This is a genomic window from Microbacterium sp., from assembly GCF_036277215.1.
Classification (GTDB): domain Bacteria; phylum Actinomycetota; class Actinomycetes; order Actinomycetales; family Microbacteriaceae; genus Microbacterium.
Genome location: NZ_DASUNI010000077.1, coordinates 1 through 14,838, shown reverse-complemented (window position 1 = coordinate 14,838; position 14,838 = coordinate 1). Strand labels below are relative to the sequence as shown.

At 69.2% G+C, this 14,838-nt stretch carries 14 protein-coding genes and 1 pseudogene; 8 read left to right on the top strand and 7 right to left on the bottom strand.

Annotated features, from left to right (window positions below):
• From VFX99_RS03770 to VFX99_RS03760, 3 genes are all read left to right on the top strand, one after another.
• On the top strand, positions 1 to 714 hold a 714-nt coding region (locus VFX99_RS03770), incomplete at its 5' end, for a sugar ABC transporter permease (protein ID WP_329664982.1).
• Positions 711 to 1,610, top strand: a complete 900-nt coding sequence (locus tag VFX99_RS03765; RefSeq protein ID WP_329664981.1) for a carbohydrate ABC transporter permease — start codon at positions 711 to 713, stop codon at positions 1,608 to 1,610. The genes VFX99_RS03770 and VFX99_RS03765, both read left to right, overlap by 4 nt.
• A gap of 1 nt (position 1,611) precedes the next feature.
• On the top strand, positions 1,612 to 2,292 hold the full coding sequence (locus VFX99_RS03760; RefSeq protein WP_329664980.1) for an alpha/beta fold hydrolase: 681 nt from the start codon (positions 1,612 to 1,614) through the stop codon (positions 2,290 to 2,292).
• Positions 2,293 to 2,318: 26 nt separating this feature from the next.
• Here the strand turns inward: VFX99_RS03760 and VFX99_RS03755 are convergent, their stop codons facing one another.
• From VFX99_RS03755 to hisD (VFX99_RS03745), 3 genes are read right to left on the bottom strand one after another with little or no spacing between them, the layout of a single operon-like run.
• Positions 2,319 to 3,065, bottom strand: coding sequence for an HpcH/HpaI aldolase family protein (locus VFX99_RS03755; RefSeq protein WP_329664979.1), 747 nt, complete (start codon positions 3,063 to 3,065; stop codon positions 2,319 to 2,321).
• Positions 3,062 to 3,820 (bottom strand): SDR family NAD(P)-dependent oxidoreductase, encoded by a 759-nt coding sequence (locus VFX99_RS03750; protein WP_329664978.1) that lies wholly within the window; start codon positions 3,818 to 3,820, stop codon positions 3,062 to 3,064. The genes VFX99_RS03755 and VFX99_RS03750 overlap by 4 nt, the downstream gene beginning before the upstream one ends.
• On the bottom strand, positions 3,817 to 5,145 hold the full coding sequence (hisD, locus tag VFX99_RS03745) for a histidinol dehydrogenase (protein ID WP_329664977.1): 1,329 nt from the start codon (positions 5,143 to 5,145) through the stop codon (positions 3,817 to 3,819). The genes VFX99_RS03750 and hisD (VFX99_RS03745) overlap by 4 nt, the downstream gene beginning before the upstream one ends.
• Positions 5,146 to 5,266: 121 nt before the next feature.
• Here hisD (VFX99_RS03745) and VFX99_RS03740 point away from each other — a divergent pair, with 121 nt between their 5' ends.
• From VFX99_RS03740 to VFX99_RS03725, 4 genes are all read left to right on the top strand, one after another.
• On the top strand, positions 5,267 to 6,271 hold the full coding sequence (locus VFX99_RS03740; protein ID WP_329664976.1) for a LacI family DNA-binding transcriptional regulator: 1,005 nt from the start codon (positions 5,267 to 5,269) through the stop codon (positions 6,269 to 6,271).
• 120 nt (positions 6,272 to 6,391) lie between these two features.
• On the top strand, positions 6,392 to 7,372 hold the full coding sequence (locus tag VFX99_RS03735; protein WP_329664975.1) for an ester cyclase: 981 nt from the start codon (positions 6,392 to 6,394) through the stop codon (positions 7,370 to 7,372).
• 27 nt (positions 7,373 to 7,399) lie between these two features.
• Entirely contained in the window at positions 7,400 to 8,566 is a 1,167-nt protein-coding gene (locus VFX99_RS03730; RefSeq protein ID WP_329664974.1) for a hypothetical protein, read from the top strand.
• 14 nt (positions 8,567 to 8,580) lie between these two features.
• Positions 8,581 to 9,384 carry a nitrilase-related carbon-nitrogen hydrolase gene (locus VFX99_RS03725; RefSeq protein WP_329664973.1) on the top strand — a complete coding sequence of 268 codons (804 nt, stop codon included), beginning with the start codon at positions 8,581 to 8,583 and terminating at the stop codon, positions 9,382 to 9,384.
• A gap of 30 nt (positions 9,385 to 9,414) precedes the next feature.
• On the opposite strand, the gene VFX99_RS03720 is transcribed toward VFX99_RS03725, so the two are convergent.
• Positions 9,415 to 10,341, bottom strand: coding sequence for a LysR family transcriptional regulator (locus VFX99_RS03720; protein ID WP_329664972.1), 927 nt, complete (start codon positions 10,339 to 10,341; stop codon positions 9,415 to 9,417).
• Positions 10,342 to 10,420: 79 nt separating this feature from the next.
• On the opposite strand from VFX99_RS03720, the gene hisD (VFX99_RS03715) reads away from it, so the two are divergent.
• A complete protein-coding gene (gene hisD, locus VFX99_RS03715) occupies positions 10,421 to 11,755 on the top strand; it encodes a histidinol dehydrogenase (RefSeq protein ID WP_329664971.1) in 1,335 nt (444 codons plus the stop codon).
• A 150-nt stretch (positions 11,756 to 11,905) separates the two neighbouring features.
• Here the strand turns inward: hisD (VFX99_RS03715) and VFX99_RS03710 are convergent, their stop codons facing one another.
• The 3 genes and pseudogenes from VFX99_RS03710 to VFX99_RS03700 all read right to left on the bottom strand — a co-directional run.
• Positions 11,906 to 12,715 (bottom strand): energy-coupling factor transporter transmembrane component T, encoded by an 810-nt coding sequence (locus VFX99_RS03710; RefSeq protein ID WP_329664983.1) that lies wholly within the window; start codon positions 12,713 to 12,715, stop codon positions 11,906 to 11,908.
• 38 nt (positions 12,716 to 12,753) lie between these two features.
• The gene (locus VFX99_RS03705) at positions 12,754 to 14,553 is read right to left on the bottom strand and encodes an ABC transporter ATP-binding protein (RefSeq protein ID WP_329664970.1); all 1,800 of its coding nucleotides are present in this window, start codon (positions 14,551 to 14,553) and stop codon (positions 12,754 to 12,756) included.
• A 63-nt stretch (positions 14,554 to 14,616) separates the two neighbouring features.
• Positions 14,617 to 14,838, bottom strand: a pseudogene (locus tag VFX99_RS03700) (acyl esterase); the annotation flags it as partial.

The following is a 14,838-nucleotide window of genomic DNA, read 5'->3' as shown; positions in this document are numbered from 1 at the left end:
CTGACCGACCCGCGTTTCGGCGCGGCCGCACTGTTCACCATCATCGTCACGATCATCACGACGGCGATCCTGCTCGTGCTGGGTTACATCGTCGCGATCGGGATCGACCGCCTGACGAAGTCCCGCCCGCTGGTGCTCGGCATCATGCTGGTCTCGTACGTGCTGCCGAACCTGGTCGGAGCCGTCGCCTTTTCGTGGCTGGTGGACGACAACTTCGGCGGCATCGTGAACCGCTTCCTCGGGTTGATCAGCGGCACCCAGGTGCTCTGGTTCACCGAGCAGGTTCCGAACGCCATCCTCATCATCGCGAACACCGTCTGGCACATGCTGCCCTTCGCGATGCTCATCATCCTCGCCGGACTCCAGGGAGTGCCGGTCGAGTTGCGTGAGGCGGCGCTGATCGACGGCGCCAGCCCGCTGCAGACGCATCTGCAGGTCATCATCCCGACGATCCGCGGCGTACTCGGTTTCGTCACGCTCATCTCGATCATGGACGTGCTGCGGATGTTCGACAATCTGATCCCCTTGTCGCCGCAGGCGGCGGCGATCGGCAACGAGTCGATCATGCTCTACGTGTACTCGGTGGCATTCGCCGACGGCGCGCAGCAGCTCGGTCTCGGCAGTGCGATCAACGTCCTGACCATCCTGCTCATCCTCGTCATGCTCACTCCCTTCATTCGAGGGATCTTCAAGGAAGCGAAGGTTGCGCGATGACCCTCACCGATGAGGCGCTCTCCACTCGCGCCATCACCACGGCCGACATCGAAGGCAAGGGTCGCCGGCCGCGAGGACGCCGCAAGCGCCCGGTCATCACGGGGATCCTGCTCGGCATCCTGTGTCTGATGATGCTCAGCCCCTTCATCTGGATGACGCTCTCGGTCACCAAGCCCACCAATGTCGCCTTCGCGAACCCGCCGGTGTTCTGGGGCTACGAGCCGACGTTCGAGGCGTTCGTCAACCTCTGGGAGACGACCTACTTCTCCGACTACCTCGTCAACACCCTGGTGGTCGCCGTGGTGTCGACGATCATCGCGCTCATCATCGGCATCCCCGCCGCCTATGCGCTGTCGCGATTCCCGAACTACATCTCCGCGCTGCTGCTGGTGCTCGCGCTGATCTTCCGGGCCCTGCCGAGGTTCGCCGTTGTGCTGCCGATGTACGACATCAGCCGCGCACTCGGCATCTACGACACCACGTTCGCACTGGCCATCGCCCTCGTCGCGATCAATCAGCCCTTCACGATCTGGCTGCTGCGGAACTTCTTCGCCGAGATCCCGCGCGAACTCGACGAGGCCGCGATGATCGACGGATGCACCCGGATCGGGATGCTGCGACGCGTCATGATCCCGCTCATGGGACCCGGCATCCTCACCGCCGGCATCTTCGTGTTCCTCTTCGCGTTCCAGGAGTACCTGACCGCGCTGGTGCTGACCGACACGTCGTCCAAGACGGTTCCGGTGTTCATCGCGACCCAGCTCGGGCAGACTCTGCCGATGCTCCAGCAGGCCGGCGCCGCCTCGATACTTCTGACGATCCCCGTGATCCTGATCGCGTTCGTCGCGCAGAAGTATCTCGTGGCGGGGTTGAGCGACGGCGCCGTCAAGGGCTGACGTGCCCCCGCTCGTCCTGCTGCCGGGCATGAACTGCACGGCGGACCTCTGGACGGGATGCGATGTGGGGGAGGCGCTGACACCCGTGCTGAGCGAGGAGTCGATCGACGCTCAGGTCGATCGACTGCTGGCGGAGCTGCCGCGGCTGTTCGTCTTGGGCGGCCTGTCCCTCGGTGCGATCGTGGCGATGGCACTCGTCGTCCGCGCCCCGGAGCGTGTCGCGGGGCTGTGCCTCGTCTCGACGAATGCGAAGGCGCCCACCGTCGAGCAGCGGATCTCGTGGCAGAACTGGATCGAGCGGCTCGATGCCGGTGAGAGCGCGCGGGGCCTGCAGGCCGACGCCCTGAGCGAGCTGCTCTCACCGGAGGCGGCGAAGCGACGGGTGCTCGTGGAGCGCACGCTCGCGATGGCTGATGCGACCGGTTCAGACCGCCTGCGGGCGCAGCTGCGGATGCAGTCGACCAGGGTCGACCTCCGGCCGGCCCTGAGAGCCGTGACGGCGCCGACACTGCTCGTGTCGGGAGCCGAGGACTCGATCTGCCCGCCCGAGTTCCACCTCGAGATCGCCGCGGCCTTGCCGCGAGCGCGCGTCGTGACGATCGACGGCGGTCATCTGCTCCCCATGGAACGGCCTGATGCCTTCGGTGCGCTGCTGCGCGGGTGGTGCGGGTCGGGTGCGTGAGCGCGACTCGGGCCCCCGCGCGCCGCTCAGCCGCGCGGAGCCAGCAGTGACTTCATGTGCGCCATGAGCGAGTACGCAAGGTTGTAGACGACGAGCTGAGCGCCATCCGCGAAGGCGTCGGCCGCGGCCGACACGGTGCCCACGATGTCCATGCGGAGCTTTCCTTCCGCCGCGATCGCCGCGTTCACATGCGCGGTCGCCTCCGGCAGCGGAGGATCAGAAGGACCGGATGCCGCGGCGAGGTCGGCCGGGCCGATCATGATGCCGTCGAGCCCGGGTGTCGCGACGATCTCGGCCGCGACGGCGACACCGACGGGCGACTCGATCATGCCCAGCACCAGTGTGTTGTCGAGGAACCAATCGCGGTGGGCGGTGGGATCGCTCTCGCCGAATCGTCCGGCACGGCTGTAGGTGGCGAAGCCCCGCGTTCCGGTCGGCGGATAGTGCGCGGCCGAGACCAGCGCGACCGCGTCAGCCGCGGAGTCGATGTGCGGCGCCAGGATGCCCTGCGCGCCCTGGTCGAGCGCCCGGAGGATCATTCCGGGGTCGTCCTCGCCGACCCGGACCACGACGGGCACCCGGTGAATCGCGGCGACTGCGATGTGCTGACGCAGCGCCCCCACATCTGCGGGACCGTGTTCGCAGTCGATCAGGACGAAGTCGAAACCGGCGACCGCCGCCATTTCGACGAGCTCCTCCCCCGGCATCCGCAGCAGCACGCCGAGCAGGCGTTCACCGGCCCCGGCGCGCGCCCGCAGCGAGGGGGTCGTCACGCGATCATCCCGGCGGAGAGGTCGACGTCGGCGCCGCACAGTCCCGGCATGTCGAGCATGGCGACGACGGCGCGGCCGACCTCCTCCTCCGTCACCATGCGTCCGAGCGCCGCCCGAGAGACGAAGGCCGCCTCGGCCTCGGCGACCGAGCCGCCGGAGCGCTCGGCTTCGAGGCGGAAATTGCGCGCCATGCGCGGCCCCTCGACAGGTCCCGGAGAGAGCGTGTTGACGCTGACTCCAGCGGGCCCGACCTCGAACGCCAACGTCGAGGTCAACCCGATGACTGCCATCTTGGAGGCGCAGTACGGAGTGCGGTGAGCGAGCGGGCGCTTACCCGACACGGATGCCACGTTGATCACGTCACCGGCACCGCGCTCGATCATGGCAGGCAGGAACGCCCTGCAGAGCAGGAACGTCCCGCGCACGTTGACGTCGAACACGGCATCCCAGTCCTCCACCGAGATATCGGTCAGCGCAGCGACGGGTCCCGGGACACCGGCGTTGTTGACGAGGATCGACACCGCGGTATCGGCGAGCCGCGAGCGCAGTTCTTCGACGGAGGCGGGGTCGCTCACGTCGCAGGTGAGCGCGCGTGCGCGCCGGCCGAGGCGTGCCGCGACGGCGTCCAACTTGGCCTCGTCGCGTCCGACCACCACCACGTCGGCTCCGGCGGCGTGCAGCGCAGTCGCGATCGCCGCACCCAGGCCGCTGCCGCCGCCTGTCACCAGAGCGGTACGACCGGCGAGGTCGGTCATCGGGTACCGGCTCCCGCGGCGAGGCTCTCCTCGATCCACGGGAAGGTGCGACCTGCGTGACGCCAGGCTCGCGCGTCGCCCGAGCGCGCGTGGCCCTCGAACAGCTCGACGCGAGCGGCTCGTCCGCAGACCTCGCCCAGCAGTGCCGACGAGGACGGATCGACGATCTGCTGGTAGGTCACGGTGCGCAGGTATTTGCCGACCCAGAGGCCGCCCGTATACCGCGCGGCGCCCAGCGTGGGGAGAACGTGGTTGGTTCCGATGACCTTGTCGCCGTACGAGACGCACGTGTTCTCACCGAGGAACAGAGCGCCGTAGTCGTGCATCTTCTCGAGGGCGACGCGCGGCTCCTCGGTGAAGATCTGCACGTGCTCGAACGCGAACGAATCGGCGAGCGCGTACGCCTCGTCGAGGTCGTCGACGACGATCACCTGCCCCCAGTCCCGCCATGCCGGCTCGGCGTAGTCCCTGGTCGACATGCCGGGCAGGAGCTGCTCGATGTGCTCCAGCACCTGCTCGCCGAGGTCGCGCGAGGTGGTGATGAGGACCGCCGGCGATTCGGGACCATGCTCTGCCTGCGAAAGCAGGTCGACCGCAGTGAGGAAGGGGTCCGCGTGATCGTCGGCCACGATGAGGATCTCGGTGGGGCCGGCGAACAGGTCGATGCCGACCTCGCCGAACAGCTGGCGCTTGGCCTCGGCGACGTAGGCGTTGCCCGGCCCCGCGATGAGGTTGACCGGTGCGATCGTCTCGGTGCCGACCGCCATGGCGGTCACCGCCTGCACGCCGCCCAGCACGTAGATCTCGTCGGCTCCTGCGAGCTTCATGGCGGCGATCGTCGCCGCGGGGATTTCGCCGCGGATGGGCGGTGTGCACGCGACGACGCGCGCTACGCCCGCAACCTTGGCCGTGATGATCGTCATGTGCGCCGAGGCCGTCAGCGGGTACTTGCCGCCGGGGATGTATGCGCCTGCGGCCTGCACGGGCACGTGCTTCTGTCCCAGGAAGACCCCGGGCAGCGTCTCGACCTCGATGTCGACGAGCGAGTCGCGCTGGGCCTGCGCGAACCTTCGCACCTGCTCCTGGACGAACACGATGTCGTCGATGACCTGCTGGTCCAAGGTCGCCATGATCTCAGCCACCCGAGCGTCGTCGAGGCGGAACGCGTCAGGACTCCACTTGTCGAACTGCTCGGAGTATTTCCGCACGGCCGCGTCGCCGTCGGATCTGATCTCGTCGATGATCGAGCCCACTCGCTCGGCGACGTCGCTCTGGGCGCTGTCGGTGAACGATTTCGACGGAGCGCTCTTCAGGTAAAGGGGCATCGGTGCTTCCTCTCGGCACGGCATTCGTGCATACGTATGCTGCCATTATGCTTTCGTATGCACAACGGGTCAAGTCTCCGCTAGACTCGGGCGTCTTCGTCGCATGCGCAAGGGGGTGGGCATGGCCGTCACGAGCCGAGACGTCGCACGCCTGGCAGGCGTGTCGCAGCCGACCGTCTCGCGCGCCCTCCGAGACGACCCCCGCGTCTCCGAGGCGACCAAGCGGAGCGTGCGGGAAGCCGCCGATCTGCTCGGGTATGTGCCGAGCGACGCCGGGCGGGCACTGTCGTCGGGCCGCACCCACCGCATCGGGCTGCTGGTCACCGACCTGGAGAACCAGTTCTACGCCCAGATCATCGCGCCCGTGCACCTGGAGCTGGAGCGCATGGGGTATCAACTCATGCTGCACACCGAGACGGCCGACAACGAGACGGTCGCGGAACGGCTGATCGCGAACGGTCTGGACGGTGTGATCCTCGCCACCACGACGGTGGACTCCATCGCTCCGCTGCGGCTGCGGGATCGCGGACTGCCCTTCGTGTACTTCAATCGCACGGCATCCTTCGTCGACGCGGACGCCACCGTCGTGGCACCGGCGGCGGGGTTCGGCCAAGCGGCTGCCCGGGCCGTGTCACTGGGCCATCGGCACATCGGCGCTGTTCTGGGGCCGAGCAACACCAGCACCGCGCAATCCCGCGAGATCGCACTGCGTGCGGCGCTCGCACAGCACGGACTCGCGCTGGACCCGCAGAACGTACGGCGGGGTCCGTTCGACACGCACTCCGGCGATGAGGCGACGACGTCGCTCTTGGCCCAGGATTCCCCGCCCACGCTGATCTTCTGCGGGAACGACGTGGTCGCGTACGGGGCACTGAATGCCGCGCGCCGGGCGGGCGTCTCGGTCCCCGAAGACGTCTCGATCATCGGCTTCGACGATCTGCCGGCTGCGTCCTGGCCGATCATCGAACTCTCCACGATCGCCTATGACTTCGCCGAGATGGCGCGCGAGGCGGCCCGCCTCGTCACGCATCGCATCGAGCAGGCCGATGCGCCCATCGCGCATATCGAGTTCGAGACCGCGTTCATCGAGCGCCGGACGCTCGCCGCGGCCGCAGCCCGGGTCTGACTCACCCGAGCCCGCGGCCACGGTCTTGCGCTGGGTTGTGCATACGCATACACTCCCAAGGACAACGCACAGTCCGCGGCACAGCGATGCACGCGGTCGATGAACAGAAGGAGTGCAAGAGTGCCTCTCGACCCGGCGGCCTACCAGCCGTATGCCGACCCCGACGATTTCATCCGCGAGGTCACGGACCTCATCTGGGTGGATCGCTCGATCAGCTACATCCGCGAGAACTACGAGCCGGACTCGATCGTCCACGGCGCGTACGGCACGTCGACGACCCGCGACGAGGTCATCGAAGGCACTCTGATGCGCATTTCGGCGACGCCCGACCGCACCGGTCAGGCCGAGGACGTCATCTGGGAGGCCCGCGGCGACGATGCGTTCCTGAGCTCCCACCTGGTCCTGTCCGGGCACCTCCAGACGTCCGAGTACAGCCGGACGATCGCCAACTGCCTCTACCGTCGCGGCCGGATGGTCGAGGAGTGGGTCGTACGCGACTCGCTCGCCGGAGCCCTGAACCGCGGCGACGACCTCGACGAGCTCGCTCGCGCCCAGGCGTTCCGGGGGTACACCGGCTCGTGGACAGAGGCTCCACCGATCGACCCGATCGCGAAGGGCGATTCGGGCGTCCGGCCGGATGACCACCGCGCAGAGGTGGAGACGGTGCTCGAGATGATCCGGACGGTGTGGAACGACCGCGACCTGCAGAAGGTCGAGACCTTCTTCCAGCGCGACCTGGTGCTGCTCACCGTCGGCAACCGCGTCGTCATCCGTCCTGAAGGCTATCGCCGCGCTCTGCTGCGCTTCCTCGAGTCGTTTCCGGCCGGGCAGTTCGAGATCCGCGACATCCAGAGCAACTACGACGTCCGCTATGCGGGACTGCGCGTGGCCGTCACGTGGAAGTTCGTCGGCGCGTACAACGGCAAGCCCGACTACGGCCCGCTCACCGGAAAGCCGGTCGACGTCCTCGGAATCTCGCAGTTCACCTTCCACAACGGCGCCCTGGCCAAGGAAGTGCGCCTCTGGGACGACATCGCACTGCGAGCGCAGATCGCCGGTACGCGCGGCGACGAGCCCGTCGGCCCCACGAACATCTACTGACCACCCAACGAAGAGAGAAGAAAGACAATGAGCACCGATCATCTGAGCCACGACGTCACCGTCGATCAGAGTGAGATCGAGCGTCGCACGATCCGCAAGACCGACTGGGCGCCGCACAACGCCGCCTTCATCGATTGCCGAACGCCCGGCTCGGACCGGAAGGAGAACTACGCCTTCATCGGCGGCGGCGTCTCGCAGAACGCCGGTCAGGTCATCAACCTCACCGAGCCGCACGGATTCAACACGGGCGCTGCCGGGATGCCCAACGGCATCTCGAACAACCTCCACCTGCACTTCACGGCGGAGGTCTTCGTCAACCTCGGCGGCCAGTTCCGCCTCCGCTGGGGGATCGACGGAAAGCAGGGGGAGTACGTCAGCACCGACGGCGACATCATCTCGATCCCCACGTGGATCTTCCGCGGCTTCACCAACGAGGGCCCGGATGACGGCATCCTGTGGACCGTGCTCGGCCGTGATGTCACCGGTGGCATCATCTGGGGACCCTCGGTGCTGAAGGAGGCCGAGTCGTACGGCCTGCACCTCACGGCCGACAACCAGCTCATCGACACCGTGGCCGGCGACGTGCTCCCAGAGGGCGTCGCTCTGATCAAGCCCATCCAGCAGAAGTACATCGACGAGCTCACCACCTACTCCGTGGAGGAGCTGCGCGGCCGTGTCATCCAGCCGGGTGACCGCGTCTACAGCCGGAACGCGCTGCTGTGCGCGAGCCTGCCCGGCGGCGGGGCGGAGCTCAGTCTCGCCATCGGATACGGCATGAGCGAGGACCGCCGCCAGGTGCCTCGGATCCACGAGCCGCACTCGTTCAACATGGCCTGGGTGCGCGCTGCCGAGGATGAGGGCATCCTCCGTCACCGCCATGACAAGACGCAGGCGCTGCTGGTCAAGTCCGGCCGCTGGGCGATCACACTGAACGGCGATCCGGCCACCACGATCGAGATCGGGCCCTCGGACTCCTTCTCGGTGCCGCCCGGGGCCTGGCGCGCATTCCGCTGCGTCGAGGCCGGCGAGGGCGGAGTCGGCGAGCTGCTCGTCGTCAACTCCGGCGACGACCGCGTCTACCTGGACTGGGCACCGGAGGTCGTGGACGCCGCGCGGGACGCGGACTGGATGATCGACCCCAACGGCTACCTCGCGCCGGTCGGCGTGATGGTCACCGCCACCGAGGACGACTGACCGAACCGGACCGCATGACCCGCACCCTGCGCGTTGCCGCGACCTCGCCCGAGATCCGTCTGGGCGAGGTCGCCGGCAACCTGCAGCGCATCCGGTCCGCGCTGCAGGATGCCGCGGCACGAGATGCGCAGCTGATCGTGGTGCCCGAACTGGCCACGAGCGGGTACGTGTTCGCCGATCGCGCTGAGGCGGCCGAGTCGTCCCTTGCTCGCGATCACCCGGGATGGGACGACCTGGCGTCGGCGCTGCCGCCCGGTGTCGTCGCCGTCGTCGGCTACGCCGAGCGCGACGGGGATCAGGTGTACAACACCGCTGCCGTCCTCACGCGCGGGTTTCGCGTGGGCGACTACCGCAAGGCGCACCTCTGGGGCTCGGAGGCCACCCTGTTCGAGCCCGGTACCACCGCGGGCGCTGTGTTCGACACTCCGGTCGGCCGACTCGGCGTCGCGATCTGCTACGACAACGAGTTCCCCGAGGTGCCTCGTCGCCTGGCGCTGGCCGGCGCGGACGTCCTCGCGCTGCCGGTGAACTGGCCGCTTCTTCCACGACCGGCCGGCGAGCACCCCCCGGAGACGATCCAGGCGATGGCCGCGGCACGGTCCTCGCGATTGGCTACTGTCATCGCCGACAGGCTCGGCGCCGAGCGGGGCGTGCCCTGGACCGGCGGCACCGCCGTCATCGACGAGGACGGCTGGGTCGCCGCGCTCCCCGACGATGCCGGCGCAGCCGTCGCCACCCTCACGCTGCGCACGTCGGGCGACAAGTCGCTGCCGCCCTCCAACGACCTGTTCGGCGATCGTCGGCCGGACCTGTACTGAGACCCGGATGCCGCCGCATCCGTCTCCTTTTCAGACCGCGCGCGATCGCCCGGCGTGTTCGCCGACCTTGTCCAGCAGGGTGCGCTCGGCAAGCTCGGCCAGCCGCTTGGTCGCGGGTGAGAGGTAGGCACCCTCGCGCTGGACGAGGGCGATCGTGTCGTAGAAGGGATCGCTGAAGGGCGTGACGTCGATCCCCGGAGGAAAGGTCGCGGATTCGGCGATCGTGCGCGACACGATGGTGTCGGCCGCGCCGGTCGCGACCAGGCTCAGCGCCGTCTCGACGTGCTCGACCTCGATGGCGGGGTCGATCGTCAGACCCTCGAGCCGGGCTCTCTCGAGCAGCTGCCGCCGGGTGGGGTCGCTCCACCCCGCGTACGCGTCGTAGAGCACGAGCTTGGCGCCCGCCACCTCGTGGATGCTCACCCCGCCATCCCGGGGAGAGCGGCGCGTGGATGCGTACAGCACCTCGTCGCGGAACAGCGGTGTGATCTTCAGCCCCGATTCCTCGACGGGCAGCACCAGCAGCCCGGCCTCGATCTCACCGGCCGCGATGGACTCGGCGACCAGCGCGGAGTTCAGCCCGACGAGCCGCACCTTCACGAGCGGATGCCGCCGGTGGAACCGCTGCACGAGGTCGGAGAGGTCGTAGTACGCGGCGTTGCGCAGCACCCCGAAGGTGCACGTGCCGCCTTCCAGTGCATGGATCGCGGCCACCGTCTCGATCCCGTTGGCGATCGCGCTCACGGCCAGCTCCGCGTGCTCGCGCAGAGCCATGGCCGCTTCGGTCGGCGCGAGGCGGCGCGGCCCGCGCGTGAACAGGCGGACGCCCAGCTCACGCTCGAGCCGTGCGACGAGCTCCGAGACGGACGCCTGGGTCGCGTCCAGTTCGACTGCCGCTGCCGTGAACGAGCCCAACTGCAGGGCTGCCAAGAACGCCTTGAGCTGCGTGATCGTCACGAGGCAATGGTAAACCCTGTGGTTGACATCGTATCCACTGGGCTTGTGTGGGAGTTATCGATCCGCCTACCGTTTTCACATGCGCTACAGCCCCGCCCTTCTGCAGAGCCTCGACGGCTCGTTCCGCCACCTCAAGACCCCGCTGATCGACGCACCCGCTGCCCAGCGTGAACCGGCCGTGATCGAAACGGTGTCCGCGATGCTCTCCGACATCCAGAGCCGCGGGCTGGACGCGGTGCTGGACTACGCGCGAACCCTGGACAACTATCAGGGCGGCGATATCGAGCTGACGTCCGAGCAGATCGCCACCAGCGGCGACCGGCTGCCCGCCGACCTCCGCGAGGCGATCGAGCTCGGCTCCGAGCGCACGCAGCTCTTCGCGACCGAGCAGCGCGCGCACCTGGCGGATTTCGAAACCGAGCTGGTTCCCGGCCTGATCACCGGAGCCCGCTACGTGCCGGTGTCGCGCGTCGGCGCCTACCTTCCCGCGGGACGCTTCCCGTTGACCGCGAGTGCCTTCATGACCGTCGGCGTCGCCAAGGCTGCCGGCGTCCCCACCGTCATCGCCTGCACCCCGCCTCAGCCGCACGGCGGCGCGAACGACGCCGTCGTCTACGCCGCGCATCTGTCGGGGGTCGACCGCGTCTTCGTGCTCGGCGGCGTGCAGGCGCTCGCCGCTATGGCGTACGGACTCCTCGGCGAGCTGCCGATCGACATGCTCGTCGGAGCGGGCAACGCCTACGTCGCCGAGGCGAAGCGTCAGCTGTTCGGCACGGTCGCGATCGACCTGCTCGCCGGTCCCTCCGAGGTCGCCGTCATCTCGGACGACACGGCCGACCCCGAGATCGTCGCGGCCGACCTGCTCGGCCAGGCCGAGCACGGGCCGAACTCGCCGGCGGCGCTGGTGACCACCTCCGAGGGGCATGGACGCGCGGTCATCGAGGCGGTCGAGCGCCAGCTCGGCGGGCTCGCGACCGAGCCGATCGCAGGACCTGCGTGGCGCGACTACGGCGTCGTGACCGTTGCGAAGGATCGCGAGACGGCGGTCGCCCTCATGGACGACCTGGCCCCTGAGCACCTCGAGATCCTCACCGCGGACGACGCGTGGTACCACGATCACCTGCGCAACTACGGGTCGATCTTCCTCGGACCGTGGAGTACCGTCGCCTACTCCGACAAGGGCATGGCGGGAACCAACCACGTGCTTCCGACCGCCGGCGGAGCCAAGCACAGCGCCGGTCTGTCGGTCTCGCGGTTCCTCAAGCCGCTGACGTATCAGCGCATCGCACGCGAGGCGACGCCGGCGCTCGCGAACGCTGTTCAGGTCATCTCCGACTCCGAGGGCATGGCGGCGCACAGTGCGACCGCGACCATGCGCCTTGCCACCTACGAAGGCGCCGCTGCGCCCGCGTAACCCGCGCTGAGCGCGGGGCCCCGGCATCCGATCGTCGGAGAATCGCGCGCATGTCGGAGGATGCTCCGCAGATCCTCCGACGACGGCGCGACACTCCGACCATCGCGGGCAGGTGGGCCCGGGCTCAGGCGTGCGCCGAGGTGGACCGGACTAGCCGAGCCCCCAGGGGAAGAAGAACCAGAAGATCGCAGCCGACGCGATCAGGAACGACGCGACGAACACGACGTCGCGCGCGCGGAACGGCACGACATGGCGCTCCGTGCGGTCCGGGTGGGCGCCGAAGGCGCGCGCGTCCATGGCTAGCGCGACCCGCTCGGCGTGACGGATCGCACCGGCCAGCAGCGGCACGAGGTACCCGCTCCACCGCGCGATCGCCGCGAACGGTCCGCGGCCTCCGTGCGCTCCCCGCACGCGGTGCGCTTGACGGATGACATCGAGTTCGTACCGGAACCGCGGCACGAACCGGAAGGCGGCCAGGGCGGTGTAGCCGATGCGGTACGGCACGCGCAGCTGCTGCACGGTGGAGCGCACCAGGTCGGGTCCGGTGGTGCTCAGGCCCGCGATCAGCGCCAGACCGACGATCGCAGCGATGCGCAGACCGGTGGACAGGCCGACCAGGAGGGCGCCGCCGTAGAGCGTCCACGACCCGGCCTGCCAGACCACGAAGCTGCGGTCGACGTGCGACGGATCGGTCCACAGCGCGAAGCCGAACCCGATGGCCAGCGCGCCCACAGGCAGTGCCAGCAGAAGCAGAAGCGCGAGCCGCCGCGTGAAGCTCACCCCGATCAGGAGCAGCAGGTACGACAGCGCGAGGAAGGCGAGCGGCGTGGCCGCGTCCCGGACGAATACCAGGAGCACCATCGCCGGCAGCGGGGCCAGCAGCTTGGCCAGCGGGTTGAGGCGATACAGGAACCGCACCGGTGCCGCGGGAACGGCATCGGCATAGGGGTCGATGACCATGCGCGGCACCTGCGCGGCGAGGATGGGTCCGGTCGCGGTCACGGGGCGCCTCCGGGAAGATCGCCCAGCCGCGCGATCCCGGCCAGTTCCGGATGCCGCGTGGTCCCCCGCAGGGCACGTGCGAGCGGCGGCAGACGCAGTCCCGCGCCCTCGATCAGGTCCGCATCGGCGAACACCTCGCCGGTGGTCCCGTCCGCGACGACGCGACCGTCGGCCAGGACGATCATGCGGTCGGCGTACTCGGCGACGAGCTGCATGTCGTGGGTGACCACGAGGATCGTCGTTCCGTCGTGGTTCAGTTCGCGCAGCAGCGACAGCAGCTCGTCCGCCCGGGCGCGGTCCTGTCCGAAGGTCGGCTCATCCAGGGCGAGGACCGGGGCCCCGGCGACCAGCGCAGTTCCGACCGACAGCCGGCGCTTCTGACCGCCGGAGAGCAGGAACGGGTGCGTGCCTGCTTTGGCGGTCAGGTCGAAGCGCGCCAGCAGCGCCTCGGTGCGGACGCGGACCTCGTCCTCGGGGAGTCGCTGCAACCGCAGGCCGTGCGCGATCTCGTCGTGGACGGTGTGCGCGATGAACTGGTGCTCGGGGTTCTGGAAGACGAACCCGACGCGGGATGAGAGCGTGCGGATGTCGGCCCGCCCCACGTCGGATCCGTCGATGTGCACGGCGCCGCGCGGAGGCCGCACGACCCCCGCGATCGCCTGGATGAGGCTGGTCTTGCCGGCGCCGTTCGCGCCGACGATCGCCACGAACTCGCCCGGCCGGACGTCGAGCTGCACATCGTGCAGCACCGCGGTGCGCCCGCGGCGCACCGAGAGCCCGCGCACCGAGATGAGGGGGGCGGCGTCGGCGCCGGGCGTTTCGTCTCGCTGCGCTCGCTCAACGACCGGGCGCTGCGAGGGGGCGGAGCGACCGAGACGAAACGCAACGGGCTCCCGCTCGAGCGCGGCCCGCAGCTCGTCGGGCGTCAACGGCAGCGGCTCGAGCACGAGTCCGGCGTGCCGCAGGCGCAGCGCGGCCAGAGCGGATGTCGGCAGCCACACGCCCATCGCGTGCAGCTCCTCCGCCCGATCGCGCAGGACCGCATCCACCGATCCGTCCGCCACGAGATGCCCGTCCTGGTCGAGCACCACGGCGCGGGTCACCAGGCCGATCGCGTCGTCCAGGTTGTGCTCGACCAGGAGGATCGAACGGCCGCCGTCCGCCACGAGCTCCCCGAGCGCGGCGTAGACCTCCTCGATCCCCTGCGGGTCGAGGTTGGCGGTCGGCTCGTCGAGCACCAGCAGCGGCGAGCCCATGGCGAGGGCGCACGCGATCGCCAGCCGCTGTCGGCCGCCGCCGGACAGGCGGTCGGGATTGTCCGCGCGACGTTGCCACAGGCCCACGCGCCGCAGCGCCGCCTCGGCACGGGCGAGTACTTCCGCGACCGGCATCCGCAGGTTCTCGGGACCGAAGGCGACTTCGTCCAGGAGCGTGCCCGTCACGAGCTGCGCGTCGGGGTCCTGGAAGACCATGCCCACCTGCGTGCTCAGCGCGGCCACCGGAGTGACCGCGGTGTCGCGGCCGCCGACGTCGATCGCGCCGCGCACCTCCGCTTCCACCGCGTGCGGAATGAGTCCGTTCAGCGCCAGCGTCAGCGTGGACTTGCCCGATCCGCTCGGTCCGAGCAGGAGCACCACCTCACCGGGCGCGATGTCGAAGCTCACGGCGGCCGGGGTGGCGGCATCCTCGCCCCGGTGGGTGATCGAGAGGTCGCGCACGCTCAGGAGAGGTTCGGCGCTGTCGCCCCGCCGGGACGCCTGCGCCGCGGCAGACGGAGAGCGCTCGGGTGCGGTCACGGGTCTTCCCGGGTGAGGAGCTGAGTGTCTCCAACTTAGCCGACCCTAACCACCCGCGATCGCTCAGCCCGGACCGTTGCGGGCGACGCCCGCGCGCCGCAGCGCCGCCCCGATTCCGAGCCCGACGGCGGTCCAGAGCACCGGGCCGAGGATGAACAGCGCGATGTAGACGATCTGGCCCCACAGCGGGAATCGCGAGACGTCGGCGACGAACCAGATCGGCACGGCGATCACGATGCCGACGACGATCGCCGAGACGAAGAAGCGCCACGCGTTCCAGCGCTG